The 23,601-nt window shown below is 46.7% G+C and carries 23 protein-coding genes and 1 pseudogene; 15 read left to right on the plus strand and 9 right to left on the minus strand.

The genetic code is table 11. The features are described 5' to 3' along the window. Positions 1-77: 77 nt before the first annotated feature. From J7529_RS03070 to moeB, 4 genes and pseudogenes are all read left to right on the plus strand, one after another. Positions 78-740 (plus strand): annotated as a pseudogene (locus J7529_RS03070) (ribonucleotide-diphosphate reductase subunit beta); the annotation flags it as partial. 239 nt (positions 741-979) lie between these two features. Beyond that, complete coding sequence (locus J7529_RS03075; RefSeq protein WP_271945245.1) at positions 980-1,195, plus strand: hypothetical protein; 216 nt, start codon at positions 980-982, stop codon at positions 1,193-1,195. A gap of 148 nt (positions 1,196-1,343) precedes the next feature. Further along, a complete protein-coding gene (locus J7529_RS03080) occupies positions 1,344-1,820 on the plus strand; it encodes a M67 family metallopeptidase (protein ID WP_318727784.1) in 477 nt (158 codons plus the stop codon). Between the two features lie 63 nt (positions 1,821-1,883). Then, complete coding sequence (gene moeB / locus J7529_RS03085; protein ID WP_318727785.1) at positions 1,884-3,056, plus strand: molybdopterin-synthase adenylyltransferase MoeB; 1,173 nt, start codon at positions 1,884-1,886, stop codon at positions 3,054-3,056. Positions 3,057-3,174: 118 nt separating this feature from the next. Here moeB and J7529_RS03090 read toward each other — a convergent pair whose 3' ends face one another. Further along, positions 3,175-4,065 carry a methylenetetrahydrofolate reductase gene (locus tag J7529_RS03090; protein WP_271945253.1) on the minus strand — a complete coding sequence of 297 codons (891 nt, stop codon included), beginning with the start codon at positions 4,063-4,065 and terminating at the stop codon, positions 3,175-3,177. Positions 4,066-4,085: 20 nt separating this feature from the next. After that, entirely contained in the window at positions 4,086-5,093 is a 1,008-nt protein-coding gene (trpS, locus tag J7529_RS03095) for a tryptophan--tRNA ligase (protein WP_318727786.1), read from the minus strand. Positions 5,094-5,274: 181 nt separating this feature from the next. Here trpS and J7529_RS03100 point away from each other — a divergent pair, with 181 nt between their 5' ends. Both J7529_RS03100 and J7529_RS03105 read left to right on the plus strand, forming a co-directional pair. Continuing rightward, positions 5,275-5,589, plus strand: a complete 315-nt coding sequence (locus tag J7529_RS03100) for a hypothetical protein (RefSeq protein ID WP_271945259.1) — start codon at positions 5,275-5,277, stop codon at positions 5,587-5,589. 120 nt (positions 5,590-5,709) lie between these two features. Then, a complete protein-coding gene (locus J7529_RS03105; protein WP_318727787.1) occupies positions 5,710-6,501 on the plus strand; it encodes an ABC transporter ATP-binding protein in 792 nt (263 codons plus the stop codon). Between the two features lie 122 nt (positions 6,502-6,623). Here the strand turns inward: J7529_RS03105 and groL are convergent, their stop codons facing one another. Both groL and groES read right to left on the minus strand, forming a co-directional pair. Continuing rightward, positions 6,624-8,255 carry a chaperonin GroEL gene (gene groL, locus J7529_RS03110; RefSeq protein ID WP_318727788.1) on the minus strand — a complete coding sequence of 544 codons (1,632 nt, stop codon included), beginning with the start codon at positions 8,253-8,255 and terminating at the stop codon, positions 6,624-6,626. 72 nt (positions 8,256-8,327) lie between these two features. Then, positions 8,328-8,639: a co-chaperone GroES gene (gene groES / locus J7529_RS03115; RefSeq protein WP_271945269.1), complete on the minus strand. Its 312-nt coding sequence runs from the start codon at positions 8,637-8,639 to the stop codon at positions 8,328-8,330. Positions 8,640-9,306: 667 nt separating this feature from the next. Here groES and atpD point away from each other — a divergent pair. Both atpD and atpC read left to right on the plus strand, forming a co-directional pair. Continuing rightward, positions 9,307-10,761, plus strand: a complete 1,455-nt coding sequence (gene atpD / locus J7529_RS03120; RefSeq protein WP_271945271.1) for a F0F1 ATP synthase subunit beta — start codon at positions 9,307-9,309, stop codon at positions 10,759-10,761. Between the two features lie 110 nt (positions 10,762-10,871). After that, positions 10,872-11,291 (plus strand): ATP synthase F1 subunit epsilon, encoded by a 420-nt coding sequence (gene atpC / locus J7529_RS03125; protein ID WP_318727789.1) that lies wholly within the window; start codon positions 10,872-10,874, stop codon positions 11,289-11,291. A 169-nt stretch (positions 11,292-11,460) separates the two neighbouring features. Here atpC and J7529_RS03130 read toward each other — a convergent pair whose 3' ends face one another. After that, the gene (locus tag J7529_RS03130; RefSeq protein WP_271945277.1) at positions 11,461-11,760 is read right to left on the minus strand and encodes a 30S ribosomal protein PSRP-3; all 300 of its coding nucleotides are present in this window, start codon (positions 11,758-11,760) and stop codon (positions 11,461-11,463) included. A 220-nt stretch (positions 11,761-11,980) separates the two neighbouring features. Here J7529_RS03130 and J7529_RS03135 point away from each other — a divergent pair, with 220 nt between their 5' ends. The 3 genes from J7529_RS03135 (at position 11,981) to J7529_RS03145 (ending at position 16,732) form a co-directional block, all read left to right on the plus strand. Next, positions 11,981-12,559: a DUF2808 domain-containing protein gene (locus J7529_RS03135; protein WP_318727790.1), complete on the plus strand. Its 579-nt coding sequence runs from the start codon at positions 11,981-11,983 to the stop codon at positions 12,557-12,559. A gap of 422 nt (positions 12,560-12,981) precedes the next feature. Further along, complete coding sequence (locus tag J7529_RS03140) at positions 12,982-15,942, plus strand: calcium-translocating P-type ATPase, PMCA-type (protein ID WP_318727791.1); 2,961 nt, start codon at positions 12,982-12,984, stop codon at positions 15,940-15,942. Between the two features lie 166 nt (positions 15,943-16,108). Further along, positions 16,109-16,732, plus strand: coding sequence for a helix-turn-helix domain-containing protein (locus J7529_RS03145; protein ID WP_318727792.1), 624 nt, complete (start codon positions 16,109-16,111; stop codon positions 16,730-16,732). Between the two features lie 183 nt (positions 16,733-16,915). Here the strand turns inward: J7529_RS03145 and J7529_RS03150 are convergent, their stop codons facing one another. Then, on the minus strand, positions 16,916-17,854 hold the full coding sequence (locus J7529_RS03150) for an EamA family transporter (protein ID WP_318727793.1): 939 nt from the start codon (positions 17,852-17,854) through the stop codon (positions 16,916-16,918). 128 nt (positions 17,855-17,982) lie between these two features. On the opposite strand from J7529_RS03150, the gene J7529_RS03155 reads away from it, so the two are divergent. Continuing rightward, entirely contained in the window at positions 17,983-18,912 is a 930-nt protein-coding gene (locus tag J7529_RS03155) for a LysR family transcriptional regulator (RefSeq protein WP_318727794.1), read from the plus strand. Between the two features lie 237 nt (positions 18,913-19,149). Here the strand turns inward: J7529_RS03155 and J7529_RS03160 are convergent, their stop codons facing one another. After that, entirely contained in the window at positions 19,150-19,845 is a 696-nt protein-coding gene (locus J7529_RS03160; protein ID WP_318727795.1) for a DJ-1/PfpI family protein, read from the minus strand. 242 nt (positions 19,846-20,087) lie between these two features. Between J7529_RS03160 and J7529_RS03165 the strand changes: the two genes are divergently transcribed. Next, positions 20,088-20,777, plus strand: coding sequence for an SDR family oxidoreductase (locus J7529_RS03165; RefSeq protein ID WP_318727796.1), 690 nt, complete (start codon positions 20,088-20,090; stop codon positions 20,775-20,777). 28 nt (positions 20,778-20,805) lie between these two features. On the opposite strand, the gene tilS is transcribed toward J7529_RS03165, so the two are convergent. Together tilS and ccsB are read right to left on the minus strand one after the other, a co-directional pair. Further along, entirely contained in the window at positions 20,806-21,792 is a 987-nt protein-coding gene (tilS, locus tag J7529_RS03170) for a tRNA lysidine(34) synthetase TilS (RefSeq protein ID WP_318727797.1), read from the minus strand. Continuing rightward, positions 21,776-22,792, minus strand: coding sequence for a c-type cytochrome biogenesis protein CcsB (gene ccsB, locus J7529_RS03175; protein ID WP_318727798.1), 1,017 nt, complete (start codon positions 22,790-22,792; stop codon positions 21,776-21,778). The genes tilS and ccsB overlap by 17 nt, the downstream gene beginning before the upstream one ends. 146 nt (positions 22,793-22,938) lie before the next feature. Between ccsB and J7529_RS03180 the strand changes: the two genes are divergently transcribed. Both J7529_RS03180 and J7529_RS03185 read left to right on the plus strand, forming a co-directional pair. Continuing rightward, entirely contained in the window at positions 22,939-23,235 is a 297-nt protein-coding gene (locus J7529_RS03180) for a hypothetical protein (RefSeq protein WP_318727799.1), read from the plus strand. Positions 23,236-23,238: 3 nt separating this feature from the next. Next, complete coding sequence (locus J7529_RS03185) at positions 23,239-23,601, plus strand: PIN domain-containing protein (RefSeq protein WP_318727800.1); 363 nt, start codon at positions 23,239-23,241, stop codon at positions 23,599-23,601.

Raw genomic sequence — 23,601 nt, forward strand, 5'->3', positions numbered from 1 at the left:
CCAGGAGCGGAATGAAGGGAAACTTTCACGTTCCGTTCTGAAGTCGAGTTAAAAGGGTGACCTTTTAGCTTAGATAACAATACATGATAGAGACCATTATTCCTTCAGAGAGAAGGAATGAAGTGTATGATTTCTGGCGCACCGATAAAGTATTGAAAGAGCGGTGTACGTTTGTGGCAGGACTCTATCAGCAGTATGTTGACGATCCTACTCCAGAAAATTACTTCATTTCTTTGGTAGCAGATTATGTTTTGGAGGGGCTTTATTTTTACAATGGTTTTTGCTTTTTCTATAATCTAGCTTCGCGGATGTTGATGCCAGGAAGTGCGGATATTTTCAAATTGATTAATCGAGATGAATTATCCCATGTCCGTCTTTATCAAAAAATTATTCCGGAAGCGATGACGGTGTTTCCCCATTCGCTCGATCAAGTTTATGAAATGTTCGATCAAGCCGTGCGCCATGAATGTCAGTGGACCAACCATATTATTGGCAACCAAATCCTGGGAGTTACGGATGCGAGTACGGAGCAGTATACGAAATACTTGGCGAATATTCGCTTAGGAGCGATCGGTCTTCCGCCTTTGTACGCAGATGATAAGTACAAGAAGAGTCCCTATGCTCATCTAGAGCGCTTTTCGGATACGAAGAAAGAAGGTCATACGAAGGCGAATTTCTTTGAAGCAGGAGTCACCAGTTATGTGATGTCCTCTGGGGTAACCGGATGGGATGAAATCTAGGAATTGCAAGCTGTAGCTCTCTTTGAGTCAGTGTTCTGTTGTTGTTAATATCATGGGGGTTTAGCGTCCCCAGTTGTACGTTCGGCGATCGCCATACTATGGTGATCGCCGTCGCCAGCACAGCTCAATTCCCATCACAGTTTGGCTCGTAAAAGATCATCATTGGCTATGAGGGGTATCACCCACTATTCAAAAGAATTGGGAGAGGATAGGAACATAACGAATTAGGAAAAATAAGCATGTTAACTAGCACAGAAGGAGTATCCGACTATATCTCAGATCTGTTTGGCTCAGTCGGTTCTATCAATGCCATCTCTTTTGAAGAGTGGTTTTTCCTGCAAACAACCTTCCAAATACTCAGTTCTAACTGCGAAGAACACAAAGCAGTACATCGTATCTTAAGAGCGGTACGGCGAGGACAAATCAAAATTATCAGAGAATCCGTAGCCAGCTAGAGCAATGTCTAGGTCGATCGCCATCATACTCCGCATCACTTGACAATCGCCTCAGTCTAAACTGTCCCTGTTCCGCGATCGCTTCCCTACTGGCGATCGCTATGGTACAACTATCATACTTACATCTGATTATTGATATCGGGCCAAAATGCAGGTTAAATCGGAGCATCTAGAGATCATTCGCGCTCATGCACAGGAGTGTTATCCGCAAGAATGCTGTGGGGTGTTGTTGGGTACAATTGAGGAAGATGAGAGGGTTTTGGTGGAGGTGGTGCGGACGGAGAATGGTTGGAATGAAGAGATGGCAGAGCGACTAGAAGAGATGGGGATGAGGGGAAAGACGAAACGGGAACGGTATACGATCGCCCCCCAAACCCTGCTAACCTTACAAAAAGATGCCCGTTCTCGCCATCTCCAGATTGTGGGATTCTATCATTCCCATCCCGATCATCCCGCTGTGCCTTCGGAGTGCGATCGCCTCTTAGCTTGGCAAGATTACCACTATATCATCGTCTCCGTCATCGAAGGACGCGCCACAGTGATTAACGACTGGGTTTTAGATGGAAATCGCCAATTCCAACCCTCGCCACTCGAAAATATTCTTAACACAGATACCCACGGGTGAAAGAGAGCGTTACAATAAGAGACTCCATATGGGAAATTCTTGCAACTTGTCCCCTAAACTTCTATGCTCAATCCTAATCTGGACGATATTCAACTCATCCCAGAAGAGTACGAACGCTACTCTCGCCATCTGATTTTGCCAGAAATTGGACTGGAAGGGCAAAAACGCCTCAAAGCGGCCAGTGTTCTGTGTATCGGTACAGGGGGTCTCGGCTCACCCCTACTGCTCTACCTAGCAGCAGCCGGTGTCGGACGCATTGGTATCGTTGACTTTGATATCGTCGATCGCTCTAACCTTCAACGTCAAGTCATTCACGGCATATCCTGGGTCGGGAAACCCAAAATTGAATCGGCTAAAAATCGGATTCACGAGATTAACCCCTATTGCCAAGTCGATCTGTACGAAACGCGCCTAAGTTCAGAAAACGCTCTAGAGATCGTTGAACCCTATGACATCGTAGTGGATGGAACAGATAACTTCCCCACCCGCTATTTGGTGAATGATGCCTGTGTTTTACTCAATAAACCCAATGTTTATGGGTCAATTTACCGGTTTGAAGGACAAGCCACTGTCTTCAACTATGAAGGGGGGCCCAACTATCGCGACCTCTATCCCGAACCCCCACCGCCGGGAATGGTTCCTTCTTGTGCAGAAGGAGGTGTGTTAGGGATTTTACCCGGAATGATTGGAGTCATTCAAGCGACAGAAACTGTCAAAATTATCCTCGGTTCCCCAACAACGTTAAGCGGTCGTTTGCTCTTATATAATTCCCTAGATATGAAATTCCGGGAGTTAAAATTAAGACCCAATCCAGAGCGCCCGGTCATCGACAAATTGATTGATTACGAGCAGTTTTGTGGCATTCCTCAAGCCAGAGAACAGGAAGCTCAACAGCAATCGGCAATTCCGGAAATGACAGTTACGGAATTGAAAGCCCTGCTCGATAGTAGTGCCGACGATATACTGTTAATTGATGTCCGTAATCCCCATGAATACGATATTGCCCAAATTCCTGGTGCAGTGTTGATTCCTTTAGCAGACATTGAAGACGGAACAGGGGTCGATAAAGTGAAGGAATTGCTCAATGGTCATAAGCTAATTGCCCATTGTAAGATGGGAGGGCGATCGGCTACAGCTTTGGGTATTCTCAAAGAAGCAGGCATTGAAGGTATTAATGTGAAGGGCGGAATTTTAGCCTGGAGTGATGAAGTCGATCCTTCTGTGCCGAAATATTAGTCTTTAGCGAGTAGAGAGTCCACTCCTTTATATCTGCAATCTTAATAGAACAAGGGGCCCCTAGCCCCTTGTCTCCCCTGCCTACCAAAGAGAGATGAATGTCATATCAACGCAAAAATTAAGACAGAGGCCCAATATCGGCTAAATCCAAAATTTGGGGAATTAAGTCCTCGCGCTTCACCGCCATCAGATGGACACCATGACAAATATTGCGAGCCAGTTTAATTTGTTCAGCGGCAATTTTCATGCCTTCTAAGAGTGGTTTTTCTGCATTGGCGAGGCGCTCGATCAAGGAATCGGGAATATGAACACCGGGCACACAGCGCTTAACAAATTTGGCATTTTTAGCGGATTTGAGTAAGAAAATTCCGGCTAAAATAGGTTTATCCGATCCGGCGGCAACTTGGGTCATGAATTTATCCAAACGCTCAAAATCAGTGACCATTTGACTTTGGAAAAACTGAGCGCCAGCATCTAACTTTCTTTTAAACCGTCGTTGCAATCCTGACCAACTGTCAAGTTGGGGGTCTACCGCAGCTCCCGCTAAGAGGTTGAGGGGGCCATCGGGGAGTTTCTTTTGATGAGCGTCAAACCCTTGGTTGAGGAGGTCAATGACTTTCAACAGACGTACTGATTCGAGTTCAAATACGGGGCGACCATCGCCATAATCTCCAGCTTTTGGTGGGTCTCCAGTGAGGGCGAGAATATTGTGAATGCCTAAAGCATTGGCCCCCATGAGATCGGCTTGAATGCCCATACGGTTTCGATCGCGGCAAGCGACTTGGCAAATGGGTTCAATCCCTTGTTGCAATAAAAGCACGCTGGCAGCCAAGGGACACATGCGTAAAACCGCACGACTACCATCAGTAATATTGACTGCATGAACCCGGCCTTTCAGGTGTTTAGACATTTCTATCATATGGCTGGTGTCGCCTCCTTTGGGGGGCATAACTTCAGCCGTCACTAGGAATTCTCCTGAATGTAAGGCTTGACGAAAAGAATTAACCATAATAAAAAAAGTAATGTTATTTACAAGGGACTGGAATAGCCGAGGGCTTTTTTGACTTCAGCTAAGGTAGGAGAAGCGATCGCCTCTGCCTTTTGCCGACCTTCGCGCAAAACTGATTCTAGATACGGACGATCGCCCATAATTTCCTGATATTTGTCTTGAATGGGTTTGAGCGCTTCTACCACGGTTTCCGTCAGCAAGGGCTTAAATTGTCCCCATCCCATCTCTTGACATTCTGCTGCTACTGCTTCCTTCGTTTGTCCAGAGAGTAGCATATAAAGGCTCAATAGGTTATGACATTCTGGCCGGTCTAAATTATCAAATTCTAAGCCCCGAACGGGATCGGTTTTACAGCGCTTAATTTTGCGAGCGATCGCCTCTGGGGGATCGAGTACACTAATTCGACTTTGTTCGCTCGGATCGGATTTTGACATCTTTTTCGTGCCATCCGTCAAACTCATCACCCGTGCGCCTTCCTTTCTAATCAAAGGATTGGGTAACTTCAGTACCGTTTCTCCTTTGCCATAAAAATGATTAAAGCGAGCTGCAATATCGCGAGTGAGTTCTAGATGTTGTTTTTGATCTTCTCCCACGGGCACGCGATCGGCTTGATAGAGCAAAATATCCGCTGCCATTAACACAGGATAATCTAACAATCCTGTGCCTACATTTTCGCCCTGTTTAATCGCTTTTTCTTTAAACTGAATCATATCTTCTAACCAGTTTAGAGGAGTAATACAGTTAAGCAACCAGGTTAATTCACTATGGGCAGGGACATGGGATTGAATAAAAATGGTGCTATGCTCTAAATCGATACCACAGGCTAGATAGAGCGCTGCAATGGTATAAGTATCGGCGGCTAGGGTTTCTGGGGTATGAGGAACCGTGATTGCATGGAGATCGACCACACAAAAATAGTTTTCATATTCGCTTTGTCCCTCAACCCAGTTCCGGATCGCACCTAAATAGTTACCGAGATGAAGGTTACCGGTGGGTTGAACACCAGAAAGAATGCGCTGTTTACTCATACTTTTGGGAAGGGACGGCAGGAGTCAAGGTTGGACAGGTCAGCTCAGGAATATAGCCAAAAACCGGGGTTAGGCGCTAACCTGCCCAGAGGATGACAAAAGAGGTGGTTTTTGGGTATTAATTTTTATTACAATACACTAATCTGGAACAAATTGTTAAATTTTGAGGGTGAATTCAATCATGGACTCAAGATCCGACTCAAGAGCATGGGAGGGCGATCGCCAGTACCTGCAAGAATGCATTGAGCTAGCCCATAAGTTGGAAACCCACGAGAGGGCTAAAGCAGAATTTAGACAATGGTGCGATCGCCTGGCGCAAGACAATCCCCAAGCGGCTGCTCTGCTCACCCTCCTCTGGGACGAAGCGATCCGAGCGAACCGTTCTGCCCTCTTTTGGGAAGAACTCAGCAATGTAGAAAAGCAACTGTGCGATCGCATGACCGAAGAAACAATTCAGTTACAGCAAAACTATCTTCGTTTAGTGCAAGAGCAGTAGGGTTGGTCATTACAGCGCAAAGCGCTGTATGTCATTGCAAAGCTTGCGCCAGCGGAATCAAGCAATCTCTTCCCTATTGCCTAGCGCAAAGCACTATACTTACTGAACTCAATCATTGCCATGCCCATTGTTACTGATAACTTAAGTGGTGGATATCACCAAAAAACAATTGTTAAACAGATTAACCTGAGTTTAGAGACTGGAGAATGGTTGAGTTTAGTGGGGGCGAATGGCTCCGGTAAATCGACGTTTCTCAAACTATTGAGTCGTTTGCTCTCCCCCCAAGGAGGCGTTGTATTATTAGAGGGTCGCTCCATTCATGAGTTGTCCCCCAATCAGGTAGCGCGTCAGTTGGCTATTTTACCCCAACAATCCTCACCTCCCATGGGGCTAACCGTTTATCAGTTGGTCAGTTTAGGGCGTAATCCTTATTTGGAATGGTGGCAATGGGATTTAGAATCAGGCGATCGCCAAGCGGTTGAAGAGGCTTTAGCAGAAACTGAGCTACAAGCATACCGCGATCGACCGGTTAGTGAACTCTCTGGAGGAGAGCGCCAACGGGCATTTCTGGCCTTAGCCTTAGCCCAAAATCCCCGGGTACTGCTGTTAGATGAACCCACAACCTATTTAGATATCCATTATCAACTGCAATTGTTGGACTTATTAAAGCGTCTGAATCAAGAGCAAAATCTAACAATTATCACCGTTTTACATGAAATTAATTTAGCCGCTCGATATAGCGATCGTCTCGCCTTCCTCAAACAAGGTCAGTTATTCACCGTTGGCTCCCCAGAAACCGTCTTAAGCCCAGAAACCCTAGCGGCTGTTTTTGGCGTGCAAGTTGCCGTGATTGATACCCCAGTCGGTTTACAGATCTGTCCCCTCTTTGCCGATCCTCATCTCTCCACCTAGATTAATCCAAACTTGTGCCTGTCCGAACCAACTCATGCTCTGCTACATGACACGAAAAAACCCGGTTGCCATAGCAACCGGGGGATGAAGACTAGAAACTATTCAATGTAGTAGATGGGGAATTAGTAATCGAAGTCACCACCCATACCTGCGCCCGCAGCCGCATTATCCTTGGGTTCGGGCTTGTCTACAACAATACATTCGGTAGTCAAGACCATGCCAGCGATAGAAGCCGCATTTTGCATGGCAGAGCGAGTAACCTTCGCGGGGTCAACAATACCGGCTTCAAAGAGATCGCCGAAACTGTTATCCGCAGCATTGTAGCCCACGTTGAAGTCTTTTTCTTTCACCCGTTCAGCGATAACTGCGCCGTTTTGACCGGCATTTTCAGCAATCCGCATCAGAGGAGCAACCAGAGCTTGGCTGACGATTAAAGCACCTGTCAGTTCTTCGTTGCTCAGGTTAGCATTCGCCCATTCTTCTAAGCTAGGAGCAAGGTGAGCTAGAGTTGTACCACCACCAGGAACGATACCTTCTTCAACCGCAGCTTTAGTCGCGTTGATGGCATCTTCGAGGCGCAGTTTGCGGTCTTTCATTTCGGTTTCGGTAGCCGCACCGACTTTGATTACGGCAACGCCACCAGCCAGTTTCGCTAACCGCTCTTGCAGTTTTTCCTTGTCATAGGAAGAATCCGTTTCATCCATTTGACGGCGGATTTGTTCGCAACGGGCTTTCACACCCTGTTCGTTGCCTTCTGCAACAATGGTGGTGTTGTCTTTGGTGAGGGTAATACGGCGTGCTTTACCCAGTTGATCGAGTTTGGCGTTGTCGATTTTTAGACCTGCGTCTTCCGTGATGACTTGACCGCCAGTGAGTACCGCAATGTCTTCGAGCATCGCTTTACGGCGATCGCCGAAACCAGGCGCTTTAACCGCAGCGACATTTAGAATACCACGCAGACGGTTGACCACTAGGGTCGCTAGAGCTTCTTTTTCGATGTCTTCAGCAATAATTAGGAGGGGTTTGCCAGAGCGAGCTACTTGCTCTAGAACCGGTACGAGGTCTTGAACCAGGGTAATTTTCTTATCGGTTAGCAGGATGTAAGGCTCATCAAGAACCGCTTCCATGCGCTCGGTATCGGTGGCGAAGTAGGGAGAGATATAGCCTTTATCGAAGCGCATCCCTTCGGTGATTTCCAGCTCGGTAGTCATGGATTTTCCTTCTTCTAAGGAAATGACCCCTTCTTTACCGACTTTATCCATGGCTTCAGCAATCATGGTTCCCACTTCTTCGTCGTTACCGGCGGAGATAGAGCCAACTTGGGCGATCGCTTTGGAGTCTTCGATTTGACGAGCGTGACCGGCAATTTTGTCTACCAAGAAACCGGTCGCTTTATCAATACCGCGCTTCAGGGCAATAGGGTTAGCACCAGCCGCCACGTTACGTAGACCCGCTTTGACCATAGCATGGGCTAATACGGTAGCGGTGGTGGTTCCGTCACCAGCAGCATCATTAGTTTTAGAAGCCGCTTGACGGATCAGGGAAACACCTGTATTTTCCACATGATCTTCGAGTTCGATTTCTTTAGCAATGGTCACCCCATCATTAACGATTTGGGGAGCGCCAAACTTCTTCTCTAGAACCACATTCCGACCTTTAGGCCCTAGGGTAACGGCTACTGCTTCAGCCAGAGTGTCCATTCCCTTTTCCAGGGCGCGACGAGCGTTTTCGTTATAGATGATGCGTTTTGCCATAGTGTTCTCAGATCCTTGATCAGTGTATAGAAATGGATAGGTTTATGTAGAGGAGGGTTAGCAGTCAGCCAGTTAGCTTACTACAGCAAGGATGTCTTTTTCAGACAACAAAACATAGTCATCATTACCGAGTTTGATGTCGGTTCCAGCATATTTGGAGTAGAGAACCTTATCGCCAATTTTGACTTCTGGCTCTTGACGGGAACCGTCTTCGTTGCGTTTGCCTGGGCCAACTTGGACAATTTCTCCCACTTGGGGTTTCTCTTTGGCGTTATCAGGCAGAATGATACCACCAGCGGTTTTTTCTTCAGCTTCGCTGACTTTAACAAAGACGCGATCGCCAAGGGGTTTAACTGTAGAAACACTCAGGGATACTGCTGCCATAGGAAAATCTTCTCCGATTTGATTGTAAAAAGTTAATCAGGTTTAAGGAACTGAGGGGCTATGTCAGTCGTTAGCACTCTCAACTCCTGAGTGCTAATGTAATCTGAGGCGAGCAACCCTTGCAACAGGCGAAACAGTACGGGTTACCGTACCCTAGGGTAGGGAGATAGAGAGGATAGGCGAGAGAGGCTATTCGCTATTCTCTATTCCCTATTCCCCATTCCCCTATTGTTGGGTGAACATCCCGTGATAATCTGAAAGATGACTTAATGAGTCGCGGTCGGGCAGTCCGAGACTTAAAACGGACGTGGAAGAACAGATAAGACTGTTTCTAAAACAGCACTATCGATTGAAGCGTCAACCCCATTCAGCGACCACTGAATACACAAGGTGGCGCGGCGAAGAATCACCGGGTCTTTAGCCCAGTGAGGATGTCAAATTCTTAAACTTAAACCCTTTAAGAATTACCCTCGTGAGGAAACAGGAAGCTCAACCGGATTGAGGCCCGATCCCCTCCTCTGAACGCTGGGATCAACTCCCTCGCATCCAGAGGAAATTGATTCGTCCCTAAAACCGTCTCTTCTCTTCCTGTAAAACTCCAACTGTTAGGAAAAAAAGCGACTGTCCCCAGTCATATTCTTGAGCAGCAATCACAATAGGCGAAGATATGGTAGCTACATCAGAGCAAACAAGCGTTGGTAAAATTGTTCAAATCATTGGCCCGGTTATTGATGCAGAATTTCCCAGTGGCAAATTGCCCCAGGTCTATAATGCAATCCGAGTCGTTAAACAAGATGCAGATGGACAAGAGCGTTCTGTCACCTGCGAAGTACAACAACTCCTCGGTGGTAACCAAGTCCGCGCTGTGGCGATGAGCGCTACAGATGGACTCACACGAGGTATGGACATTGTTGACTTGGGTGCGCCGATTAGTGTACCTGTAGGAAATGTCACCCTAGGACGGATCTTCAATGTCCTAGGCGATCCAGTGGATGAGAAAGGCCCGGTTACCAGCGAAGATACTTCTCCTATCCACCGGGAAGCCCCCAAACTCACCGACCTGGAAACCAAGCCTTCTATCTTTGAAACGGGTATTAAGGTGGTAGACCTTCTCGCTCCCTATCGTCGGGGGGGTAAAATCGGCCTCTTCGGTGGAGCAGGTGTGGGCAAAACCGTTATTATCATGGAGCTGATTAACAATATTGCGAAAGCCCATGGTGGTGTATCCGTATTCGGTGGCGTGGGCGAGCGCACCCGTGAAGGAAATGACCTCTACAACGAAATGGTTGAATCTGGGGTAATTAATGCGGACAACTTGAGCGAATCTAAGGTAGCTCTGGTTTATGGTCAGATGAATGAACCCCCCGGAGCAAGAATGCGGGTAGGTCTTTCTGCTCTGACGATGGCGGAATATTTCCGTGATGTGAGTAAGCAAGACGTACTGCTGTTTATCGATAATATTTTCCGGTTTGTACAAGCGGGTTCTGAAGTATCAGCGCTGCTCGGTCGGATGCCTTCGGCGGTAGGATATCAGCCGACGTTGGGTACGGAAATGGGTGAATTGCAAGAGCGGATTACTTCGACCCGTGAAGGTTCGATTACTTCGATTCAAGCGGTTTATGTTCCTGCGGATGACTTGACTGATCCTGCTCCAGCAACTACATTTGCTCACTTGGATGCAACCACGGTATTGTCTCGCGGTTTGGCTTCTAAGGGGATTTATCCAGCGGTTGATCCTCTGGGTTCTACCTCGACTATGCTACAACCGAGTGTTGTGGGTGACGATCACTATCAAACGGCTCGTGCAGTTCAGTCTACGCTGCAACGGTATAAAGAGCTGCAAGATATTATTGCCATTCTGGGCCTGGATGAGTTGTCTGAAGATGACCGTCTGACGGTTGCTCGTGCCCGTAAAATTGAGCGTTTCCTATCTCAACCGTTCTTTGTGGCTGAGGTGTTCACCGGTTCTCCGGGTCAATATGTGAAGCTTGATGAGACGATCAAAGGCTTCAAGATGATCCTTTCTGGAGAGCTGGATCATATGCCTGAGCAGGCCTTCTATATGGTAGGCGATATTAGTCAGGCGATCGCCAAAGGGGAAAAATTGGCTGCTAAGGGTTAATCTCTAGCATTCCGATCATTAGGTTGGGTTACATCCTGAGTAAACCCAACCTAAAAATTAACGCTCAAAACTTCAAAAATAAGTTCTCAATCTAGAATTTCAATCAACTCATGACCCTAAAAGTTCGTGTTATTGCTTCTAATAAGACTGTCTGGGATGATGTGGCGGATGAGGTGATTTTACCGAGTACGACTGGACAACTGGGAATTCTCAGTGGTCACGCTCCCCTCTTGTCTGCTCTCGATATTGGTGTAATGCAAGTGCGCCCCCAATCCCAAAAAGAATGGTTACCCATTGCTTTGATGGGTGGTTTCGCTGAGGTGGATGATGATGAAGTGACCATCCTAGTGAATGGGGGAGAAGTGGGTGGCAATATTAATCTGGAAGAGGCTGAAAGTGCTTATCAAAAAGCCCAAGAACGCCTGAGCAAAGTTAATGTTGATGACCGTCAAGAACAGTTTCAAGCGACCCAAGCCTTAAAGCGGGCGAGGGCAAAATTCCAAGCTGCTGGTGGCATGGTCAAGTTATAGAGGAATATCCTCAGCCCTTAGTAAAACCTAAACCCTCCTCGGAACTAGAGGAGGGCTTTGTTTTCTGGCGGAACATAAGTTCTAAGCGTTTGCCCCCCCAAGGTAACAGCCGAAAAAAAAGCGGACTTTAAGGGAAAAGGTCTAACCCATTCCCCATTACCAGCAGGGTTCAACTGCTACCGGTAAAGACAACTTCTGGGAATTTGGCTTGAGCTTCTGACATCGGTCGTTTTTGACCTTCCTCTTGCCAGTAATTAATCACTTCCGTTGCTTGGTTGAGGAGTCCAACTCGATCAGGCTCATCAATCCAGTGTTTCTCTTCGAGTTGATCTTTGAGTTGTTGCCAAGCGTCATTACGGGGCCAGAAAAAGTAGCAAGTCAATGGACTCAAGCCTTTTCCTACCACTTGATCGACGGTAATAGCAACGTTATCCTCTAACCAGAGAACTTTTAATTGAAATTTTGACAATCAAACCTCCAACGCTAGATTGGTTCAATAAATGTAGTAGTTTATTATATCGCACTTTGAGCTGTTCTGTTGAGCTAGGGTAAAATCAACTAAAACGGGATGAGGGCGGTGTGGAGGTAGGGGCGTAACGCTTCGAGAAGCCGCTTTGCGTCTACGATGTCCCCAAAGTTGGCATATTCTCACCATTGACAAAAAACATACTATCAATGAGGTAAAGGTAATGGGTAATTGGATACAGGGTTATAAACCATTGGTGTTGCCGTTTTCCCTTTTGGCATTGACCGTTGGTTCTCCTATTCTAGCCATGCCTCTATCCTCACCCATTTATGCGGTTACTCTACGAGATGGAATTACAGCTTTTGCGGGAGTCCCTCGGTTAATCTCTGTTACCACCACCAATAATACTATTCGCGCTTGGAGTGCCGCCTATTACTTCACTATCGAACTCCCTGAAGATGCCAGTGAACCCCTCAAGACGCTAGAAATCACCCAAACTCAAGGGTTTGATGTCCCTCGGTATGAGGCTCAACGGACAAGGGTTTTTGCCGGCGATCGCCGGAATCGGGGTAGATCGTTTAGCATAGAAGAGGTGGCGATCGCCCAGCGGACTCTTACCCTCACTTTAGAGGAACCCATCCCCCCTGGAACAACATTTACCGTTGGATTGTATCCCGTGAGAAATCCCAATGTAACCGGCGTATATCTATTTGGCGTAACCGCCTTTCCCCACGGAGAAAAACCCCAAAAAGCTTTTCTTGGATTTGGCCGCCTCCATTTTTATCGAACCCCTTGGATTTAAAACCCCGTTCTTCTAGAACAGCTTTTCTAGTTCTCTCATGTCAGGCTGCTAGTCACAGTGAACAGTCAAGACTCACGGTGGCTTTAGCTTCGTGAGTCTATCAACTCCCCTATTTTTAATCCCGGTTAACTCTCTCCACAAGTAGGGTGCATCATTAACGCACTCTACTCAAGCGATGGTTGACCTAGCCTTTTGTTAACATTTCTTTAATGATTGAGGATAACAGATGCATTTTCGTCAAAATTCAATCATGATGGAAGAATATGGAGCAGCTTGATATAGCGCTTCGCACTCTAGCAATAGGTAATAGCTTATATGACTTAGGGTCTGAGGCTTCAAGCTGTACTTCATAGAAGAGAGAATCTGTATATACCCCACGTCTTTAAAACCCAACTTCAACCCTTGTATAATATAAACGGCAAATGACCATTCAAAAACATCAACCTCACCTGGAAGAGTCAAAACACCTGTGGGGGCTAACAGCGACAGAAGTTGAAGCGAGTCGCCAACGGTATGGACTCAACCTCCTCACCCCACCAGAACCAACGCCTTGGTGGAAACTTTATCTAGAAAAGTATGAAGACCCTATTATTCGGATTCTAATTGTGGCGGCACTGTTGGCCATGACCATTGGCTTTGTCGATGGAGAATATTTGGAAGGTCTGGGGATTCTGATCGCGATTTTTTTAGCGACTACAGTTTCGTTTATCAATGAGTTTAAGGCAACCCAAGAATTTAATATTCTCAACCAAGTCAATGATGAAGTCCCCATAACTGTAGTCCGCAATAGCATTTTTAGTAAAGTCCCCAGAAAGGAGATTGTAGTTGGAGATGTGGTCTTACTTGAAGCCGGAGATGAAGTCCCGGCTGATGGTTTAGTCATTGGTGCAGTATCGTTTCAGATTAATGAGTCTAGCTTGACTGGAGAAACTCTACCCGTGACTAAGGTGACCTCTAAGCAGTTAGAGAAAGTGACGGTTAGTTCTACAGCCTATCCTCCAGATCAGGTGATGCGAGGAACCATTGTGGTAGATGGCCATGGCATTCTGGAGGTAATTGCCATCGGCGATCAAACAGAAATTGGACGCACTGCACGGGCGGCTGCTGGGCCAACAGAGGAAAAAACGCCCCTGAATCAACAACTCGATCGCCTGAGTCAGTTGATTGGGGTTTGTGGGTTGTTAATTGCTGTTTTAATTGATTCGGCCTTAATTGTGCGGGGTATTTTGGCAGATGAATTTAATCTCAGTGGCCAACAGTGGTATGTGACCAGTTTAGTTATTCTAAGCGTGACGATCGCCTTAACTAAGGTTTGGTTACCCATTGTCTATCAAGGATTGAGCTTGATTAAACCCCAGATGAAATCCCCAGAATGGTTAGAAGATGAGGGTTTATTTGCATGGCTCAAAAGTTTGGCCATCGGAGTATTGGTGCTAGCGGGGGGATTGGGTATCGGTTGGCTGTTTAACTGGGTTCCGCAAACAGCGCAAACTTGGATCACCGCAGAAGCGGCCACGTCCCTACTGACCTATTTTATGATTGCTGTAGCGGTGATTGTAGTGGCGGTTCCCGAAGGCTTACCCTTAAGTGTGGTTTTGAGCCTGGCTTATAGTATGCGACGCATGACCCGGCAAAATGCCCTGGTGCGCCAAATGCAAGCGTGCGAGACGATTGGGGCAACTACGGTGATCTGTTCCGATAAGACGGGAACCTTGACTCTGAATAAGATGCAAGTGAGTGAGGCTTGTTTTGGAGGAGACTTAGATCTGATGGCTGAGGCGATCGCCATTAATAGTACCGCCAATTTACAGCGCAGTTGCAACCTCAATTTAGGCCAAGAAGAGGTTATACCGATTGGCGATCCTACTGAAGGAGCGCTGCTCTTATGGTTAGACGATCAGCAGCATAACTATGAACAAGAACGGGAACGTTTTCGCACTTTAAACCAGTTAACTTTTTCCCCAGAACGGAAATATATGGCCACCTTGGGTTATTCTCGCCATCGTGCCAGTGATGCGGAGCCTTCTCGCCCCATTATTCACATTAAAGGCGCGCCAGAAATTGTGTTAGCCCAATGTAGTCATATTCTGACCGAAAAAGGAGTGCAACCGATTCCCAGCCATAGCGCGATCGCCCAAACTATGCAAACCTACGAAGCCCATGGTATGAGGCTGTTAGGATTTGCCTATCGGGATAACTTAACTCTCCCCTATCCTGAAGCGGAAATTGAGATTGAACGCCTCATGAGCCAACCCATGATTTGGTTAGGCTTTGTGGCTATTGCTGACCCAATTCGCCCCGATGTACCCAGAGCGATTAAAACCTGTCAACGGGCCCATGTGGGCGTTAAAATTGTCACTGGCGATAATCCTAACACCTCCAAATATATTGCTCGTCAAATTGGGTTAGTTACCGATGAGGATGGCCCAGAATGCTTTTTAACGGGTCAAGACTTTGCTCAACTTGACGACGAGCAAGCACGAACGGCTGTTCGGGACTTAAAAGTCCTCTCTCGTGCCCGTCCTGCGGATAAACAACGATTGGTAAAACTTTTACAAGAAAATGGCGAAGTCATCGCGGTTACCGGAGATGGAACTAACGACGCACCCGCCCTTAATCAAGCGCAAGTGGGATTAGCCATGGGTCAAGAAAGTACCTCAGTAGCCAAAGAAGCCAGTGATATTATTATCCTGGATCACTCCTTTAAGAGTATCGAAAATGCTGTCATGTGGGGGCGATCGCTCTATCAAAACATTCAAAAATTTATCCTGTTTCAGCTCACCATTAATGTGGCTGCCTGTGGCATTGCCCTACTCGGCCCCTTTATCAACATCAATTTACCCTTAACTGTCACCCAACTGTTATGGGTCAACCTGATTATGGATACCTTTGCAGCTCTCGCTTTAGCCACCGATCCGCCCAACCCGATGGTCATGCGCCATCCTCCTCGTAATCCGAAAGCCTTTATCATCACGCCATCGATGGCTAAACAACTCTTATCGGTGGCCTTTGTATTCCTGATCTTTTTTGTCGCCTTTCTCCTTTATATTCAGCAAGATGGAATGGTTGACCCCTATGAACTTTCCCTCTTCTTTACCACCTTTGTCATGGTCAACTGGTGGAATTTATTTAATGCCAAATGCTTTGGCTTAAAAGATTCCGTCTTCAAAAACCTACCCGATAATCCTGGCTTTTTAATCATTTCTGCGGTAATCCTGTTTGGACAAATTATCATTGTTCAATGGGGTGATGGTTTCTTTAGAACGGTTCCCCTCCATCTCCAGGATTGGTTAGTGATTTGGGGTGGAACCTCCATTATTCTTTGGGTAGGAGAACTCGGGCGATTATTGGCTCGTATCCGTAGCCAAATGGCACAAAGTTAGGGGATGACACGGAGAAACGGGGACGCGGAGAAGGGATAATTTTATAGAATTCAGGCCTATCTGAGGATCTATGGAGGCACAATCGGAGAAAATCATTCAATTGTAAGATCCCCCTATCCTCCTATCTCCCCATCCCCCCATTACCCATTACCGTGCGAAGCAATACATGACTGAAGTAGACGAAAAATTTCCCTTGAATTCTGTTCTTCAACCTTTAATGGAAAAGGTGGGTTTAAACTCTTGGACAGCTTTGAGTCAAAGTTCAGGAGTGTCGATAAAACAATTGCGGCGCATCCGTCAAGGTAAAATAGACGATTTGAAAATGAGTACGTTGCGGCAATTAGCGACAGCGCTACACATTGGTGCGCCAGAATTGTTATCCGCTCTTGGACAATTACCCGATCCAGTAACTGAATTGCGGCAAGAATACGATCGCCTTCAACTACAACTCAAACAACAACATCAAGAGTTAAAAGAGAGTTTTCAGCGAGAAAGTTTAGACCAGTTAGAATCTTGGTTGCGCTATTGGCCGATCGCCGTGGCTAAAGTGGAACAGCAAGCCAATATCAAACCCAGTAATTTGGTGAAACTGGTCAAACCGGTTGAGCATCTTGTACAAAGTTGGCGGTTAGAAGCAATAGGAGCAGTTGGCGATCGCATTCCCTATGACCCCCAATGGCATCAACTCACCCAGGGAATAGCCGAGCCAGGAAGCTTAGTGACCGTGGTGATGCCAGGATATCGCTATCAGCAAAAGCTGCTATTTCGAGCCGAAGTGTCTATTGATTAAAAATCAACAATTTATGTCTACTGCTATAAAGGAAGGCATTGCCATTCATACGTAGTCTTTAACTCGTTCATGGTTATGGTTACTAATCAAGTTTGAATGATAAAGCAAAGCAAAATCGTCAAACTCAAGGGGAGTTATTCGCTATTCGCGAATCTAGAATAAAGACGTAGAGTTTGTTCTTGGTCATCGAGATCGGCTTGGATTTCCCAATGGTTGAGGATTAGAAATGTCTCCATTACTATACAACGGTGTTTTTCGTTGCTGACCGGATACGTTGACTTTTTGACCCAATAAAACACTTGTGAAGATGATCGCGATTCCAATGAGTTGCATCAGCGTCAATGTCTCCTGAAGCCAAACAAAGCCAATCATTGTCGCCATCACAGGGCTGATCAATCCCAAGTAGGAAACTGCTGAAGCTTTAAGCTGTGCAATCCCTCGAAACCACAGCAGATAAGCCAGACCCGTGCCAATAACACCCAAGTAAATAAGGCCTTGGATATTAGTTCTCGAAAGATAAGTAAACGGCCCTTCAACCATCAGGGCAATGGGGAAGAGCAAAGCCCCCCCTACAACTAATTGCCATGCTGTAAAAACGAGGACAGGAACTGGAGGCTTCCACCGTTTGGTCAGTACTGTTCCTAGTCCCATGGATACCGCTCCGGCAAGCGCTGCCAGGATGCCGATCCAATCTAGTTTTGCACCAGGACTCAAGACTAATAAACCCACACCCAGAAAACCGGAGATTCCAACGTAGATCGTTAACTTAGAGGGCTTTTCATTCAAGATCAGCCAAGCAAACAACACCACGAGTAAGGGTTGAATTGCGCCTGCTGTGGCCGCAACACCGCCAGGCAGACGATAGGCTGCAATAAATAATAAGGCCTGGAAGATCCCAATGTTTAAGCCTCCCAAAATTATGATTCGCCACCACCAGATCCCTTGAGGAAGATGTCTAAGCGCGATCGTCAGCAAGATGCCAATGGGAAGTGAACGGAGAGCTGCTATCAATAGCGGGTGACCGGGTGGTAAGAACTCGGTGGCTACCACATAGGTTGTTCCCCAAGCTATGGGAGCCAAAGCAGTTAGCAGAATATCGAACAAGGAGTTACTCCGTTTCATGGCAAATAGAGATATGTAAGAGACAAAACCACGGCGTTCTTAATGCCTTGCCTGTATGCTAATTTATTCACTTAAAATAAACAATAAGCAATTTATTTACTAAAGTCGTTACTAAGAGTGAATAATAGATGGAACATTTGACTGCCTTAAATGTGTTTCGCCATGCGGTTGAACTGGGCAGCTTTGCTGCAACTTCAAGGCATTTAGGTCTTTCGCCAGCAGCCGTGAGCAAGAATATTAGTGAGCTGGAGGCATATCTTGCAGTACGGCTCTTTAATCGCACCACTAGACGGATGAGTTTAACGGAAGCCGGTGCGCTGTATTACGAGCGCATTGTCCGTGTGTTGAATGATCTAGCAGAAGCTGATGATGCCCTTCGGGCCACTCAAGAAACCCCAAGGGGGCTGTTACGGGTGAGCGCACCGATGACTGTAACACTGCTCTGCCTATCGACTGCTATACCAAAGTTTCTGACTCGCTATCCAGAGGTGTCGCTTGACCTACAATTGGACGATCGCCGCGTCGATATTGTTGAACAGGGTTTTGATCTGGCGCTGCGAGGGAGTGACAACCTGGAAGACTCCAGTCTGATCGCGAGAAAGCTGATGACGTTGAGGCATGTGGTCTGTGGTGCACCATCATATTTTGAGCAGTATGGCATACCAGCATTACCGGAAGACCTAACAAATCATGTCTGTATTCAATTTACACTATCGGGTCACGCTAATGTTTGGACGTTTAAAAAGGGCGATCGCACGGTTACTGTTCCGATCAAGGGCCGCTATAAGGTCAACTCCAGTCTTGCTATTCGTGATGCTTTGCGAGCAGGCTTTGGTTTGAGCCTCATCCCTTGGATCTATGTTAGAGAAGATCTGAGAAAGGGACATTTACAGACGGTATTGGCTGAATGGTTGCCCAATGAGGCGACCGTTTATGCAATTTATCCCTCCAAGCGCTATCTCACCTCCAAGGTGAGGGCTTTTCTTGATTTTTTGATTGAGGAGATGAGTGATAGCAACTTGGGATCAGCTCACGAAACAGACAATTTTGTACGTTAATCCTGATATCTTTTGATTTTCGGAGGGCTACATAAACCTAAATACACTGACACAAGGGTGGGCATCCCTCTGCTGAGATTTGCCACCCTTGTGTCAAAATAGCGCCCTACCATCAAGAGTTAAAAGAGGGTTTTGAGCGAGAAAGTTTAGACCCGTTAGAATCTTGGTTGCACTATTGGGCGATCGCCTTCGCGCGGAAGTGTCCATCAGTTGAAAAGTGTATCGGGAGCATCAGAGTTAACTCTCCAAGTTGAGTTGAGCTGCGCTCTCTCTTGTTTGAGTAAGAAACGCTTCGAGAAGAGGTTTCCCAAACTCCATCAAAGTCTGTACGATTTCCTGACCCGCTTTTTCTGGTGTACCCGCATTCAGAGGGGGTTCAGGGGTATACTCCATCATCAACTGCGTCATCTTGGCGATTTCTTCACCGCAGAGTAAAGCCAGCAGGGTTAAGCCAAAATCAATCCCTGAAGTCACCCCAGCCCCCGTAATGCGATTGCGGTCAATTACCACTCGCTCAGGTATCACTTCAACCCCTAGCATCGCTAGTTGATCTCGAAATGCCCAATGACAAGTCGCTTTGTAGCCTTGCAGTAAACCCGCGACTGCTAAGATCATTGAACCTGTACACACACTGGTCACATATTGAGCAGATTTTGACTGCTGTTGTAGAAAGTGCAAAGTTTCAGGGTCTTTCATCACCTCAATTTGTCCCATACTTCCACCGGGAACACAAATAACATCTAGGGTTGGACACTCTACAAAGGTTACAGTTGGAGTAAAGGTCAGACCTTCGTTACTGACAATGGGATCTAGACTCTTTGAGATTAAATGGAGCTGTGTATTAGGTGGAAAATCGAGAACTTGATAGGCTCCCATGACATCAAGCTGAACGACACCTGGATAAATAAGAAAGCCAATTTGTAGTTTAGACATTACTCTTAGTTGTACGAAACGTCTGGTTATGAAATAATTCTAGGGAAAGTTAGCTATTGCTAATAGTCCTCACGTGGGTACACTTTTAAGTTATGCCTCCCTCTCTTCATCCTTTATTTCAAGCGATCGCCAGATCAGCAACCTATGTTGAGAAAATTAGGCGTTCGTGCCCGGGCGGAAATGGTCGCAAAATTGAATTCGTATTCCGAGTTTTAAGGTTAATTATAGTAATAATGTGACACATGCACTCAGGTAAAAGAAAAATTGTTTTAGTAGGAGCGAGTCGAGGCATTGGTGCGGCTGTCGTGCAGCACTTTGCAAAAAAAGGGGATGCTATATTTTCAGTCTCCAGAAGTCAACCTATGGCAGGACAATGGATTCAAGCAGATATTTCTACTCCAGAAGGCATACAATCAATTGTCAATAGTATTGGTGAATCAACGGTTGATGCCCTTCTATTTATGGGGGGAGTTTGGGAGAATGGTGCATTTACCCAACACTATGACTTTATGACAAGTCCTGACGAAGAAACTCGCTTTGTAATAGCTGTAAATACGATTGCGCCAATTGAACTGACTAAGCAGCTTGCTAAGAATCTTGCTAAATCTGACAACCCAAGAGCTATATTTATTGGCGCACTATCAGGGTTGGATCATTCTCCAACAATCGAAGTAGCGAATACAGCATCTAAATATGGGTTAAGGGGAGCAGCCCAGTCGTTAAAACTTGCTCTACGTGATTATAAGATTGGTATTACAGTTCTGAATCCAGGAAATGTTGCTACCGAAGAAGTAATCGACGACATTAAAGAGGGTAGAGTTACAGAACAAGTCCCTATTTCACTGGCGGATATAATTTCTGCGATTGAATGGATCTTGAGTCTTTCAAATACAGTAGATATTGGAGAGATAAATATGTATCAGAAAGATTGATTGATACTGATCTACTGACAATTTTTACTTACAGTTTCAATTCAATCCAGGGATGATGGACACAGGCAATCCTTCCGCCGGGAAAGGGATCGGTTTGGGAGCGGTTGGGCGCGGCGATCAGCTGAGTAACTTTTTCAACTTGGGCAAAGTTGGGGGCATGGGGTAGCCATTGCATCAGAAATTGGCGGATGACACGCCGTTTTAGGGATAGGGGCGCGTCTGCGAGAAGTTGGCGGTTGAGTTGGGGTAAGTTGGGTTGCGAGACTTGGGTATAAAGAGTTTTCGCTATGGATTCGAGATACTCAACATCGGCATCTAGGAGTTCAGCAGTGGTAGCGAGATGGGTTTGGACTTGGGGGTTAATGGCTTCTAGGGCAGGGATGAGGTGCAATCTGATCTGGTTACGGGTGTAGCGGGTCTCTTGATTGGTGCTATCTTCCCAGATGGGGAGGTGGAAGTGTTGGCAAAATTGGGCGGTTTGCGATCGCCCAATTTCCAGCATCGGACGTACCAGTTGCACGTTTTCTGTCAGGGGACGCTGCCACGTCAGAGCCGCAAGTCCATCGAGTCCACTACCGCGAATCAGGTTATGTAACAGGGTCTCGGCGCGATCGCTCTTGGTATGACCCGTTACAATCCTGGAAAACCCATGGGTTTCGGCTAGTCCTATCAAGGCATGATAACGCCAGGAGCGGGCAGCAGCTTCCCCTTGAAGGGGCTGTTCTGCGTTTTTTTGATAAAATGAGAGGTTCCAATGTCCAGTCATCTCTGAGACATGCTGGGCATTGGCTGCGGAATCGGAGCGCATTTGATGGTCGCAGTGGGCAACAGCTAAGTACCATCCCCAGTTGGGTTGCAAGTCTAGGAGCAGTTTCAGGAGGCAAACAGAATCTTGGCCTCCCGAAACGGCAACCAACAACGACTCCTGGGGGGGGAGCAGTTGGGGCCGCGATCGCAATGTACTCTGGAACTTGGCGTGTAAGTCGCTCCAATCTGGTTTAGAAGAACCAGCCATAGGAATGCAACCCTTTGCCCAATAGATTAACACCCATGTAGCACACCCAGACGACACAGAAACCGGCAGCCGCAAGAATGGCGGGACGGCGACCTTGCCAGCCTTTGGTAATGCGAGCATGGAGATAGGCAGCGAACACCAGCCAGGTGATCAAGGCCCAGGTTTCTTTCGGGTCCCAACTCCAGTACGATCCCCAAGCTTCATTCGCCCAAACTCCTCCGGCAATAATGCCAATGGTGAGTAGGGGAAAGCCCAGTCCGATCATCCGGTAGCTGATATTGTCCAAAACTTGGGCAAGACTCAGGGTTTCTGGTGACCAAGTTGGAGTAGTTTCGAGGGCGATCCGCTCTAGAGTGGTAACCCCTTGACTGCGCTCGGCGATCGCACTGCCATTGCTGCTGAACTGAACAGCAGGTAGATCGGAGACGGTTTCCATCTGATTCAGAGGGGTTTGGCGACGGTTGCCATTGCCGTAGGAGCTACCCGCAAGGCTCACGGCTTGGCCCCGCGTGACGATTAAAAAGGCGATCGCCAACAGGGAACCCACCATCAAACAGGCATAGCTCAGAAGCATGACACTCACATGCATCATCAGCCAATTGGACTGAAGTGCAGGTACAAGGGGTTCAGCCACCTGCATCGTATCTGGTAAAGAGAGGGCAGCAAAGGCGGTAATCCCCATGGCAACGGGTGAAGTCACTGCACCCACCCACCGAGAACGGCTCAGATATTCAGCCAACAGATGGGTGGCGGTGAGTCCCCAAACAATGAAAAATAGGGATTCGTAGAGGTTACTGAGGGGAAAGTATCCTGCTTCGATCCAACGAGCGCCAAGCAAGGAAGCAATAGAGAGATTGGCGATCGCCATCCCTGCGGTTCCCAAAGCAGCTAAATAGGGGATTTTTGGAAAGGCCATCCCTGACCAATAGAGTAACATCGTCACTAAAAGGACGGCAAAGCTTAGATTATCCAAGCTATTCTGGAGCGCAACCAGATCCATTATGTTCTATTTCTCCCAACTTTAAAGTGTTCTCTTCTTTTAGATCCTATCGGAAACATGCAAACTTCGACATAGCATAACTGATTATTCAGACTAGATATAAAATGTAAGGAGTTAAGACGTTGAAAATACAGGAGGGAATGCGAATGTCTGTGGTAACAGTAAATCGCGAACAAGTACGCCAAAGGATTGCAGATGTTGTTGATGATTTGATGGTGCAGGAGGAGCTTTATCGGCAAGATTTACTGGCGGAGGAGATGGTAAAGACCATTTTCCAAACGGTTGCAGAGAATCATTTGTTAGAGACATTTGCGGCGATCTCCGATGAGGATTTGCGCGATCGCTGCAATAGTATCATGGCAATGCATTTGTGGGCAACAGCAGGTAAGGATATTAGTCCACAGGAATTAGATGAGCTAATTGATGCAATTGAGGGAAGGTAATCAATGACAATCAGCTATCTGTTAGATACCAATATCGTTTCCCTCATCATGCGTCAAGATGCCATCATCATTCAGAATTTTGGTTTGTATCGAGCGCAAAACCAAAACCTGTTGATGTGTGGGGTGACTTACTTTGAAATTCGACGAGGTTTGCTGGTCAAAAATGCGACAGGACAAATGAGAAAGTCTGAGGCTTTTATGAAAATTGTGCCAATCGTTACGTTGGATGATATGGAAATCTTTGAGCAGGCAGCGGCGATCCATGCCGATTTGCAGCGCCGTGGGCTGATGATCCAAACTGAGGATATCTTGATCGCAGCGACGGGTATAGTCAAGGGGTTAAGCTTGGAGACTTGGCTAAGTTAA

It is taken from the genome of Roseofilum sp. Guam (assembly GCF_017746735.1).
Taxonomy (GTDB): Bacteria; Cyanobacteriota; Cyanobacteriia; order Cyanobacteriales; family Desertifilaceae; genus Roseofilum; species Roseofilum reptotaenium.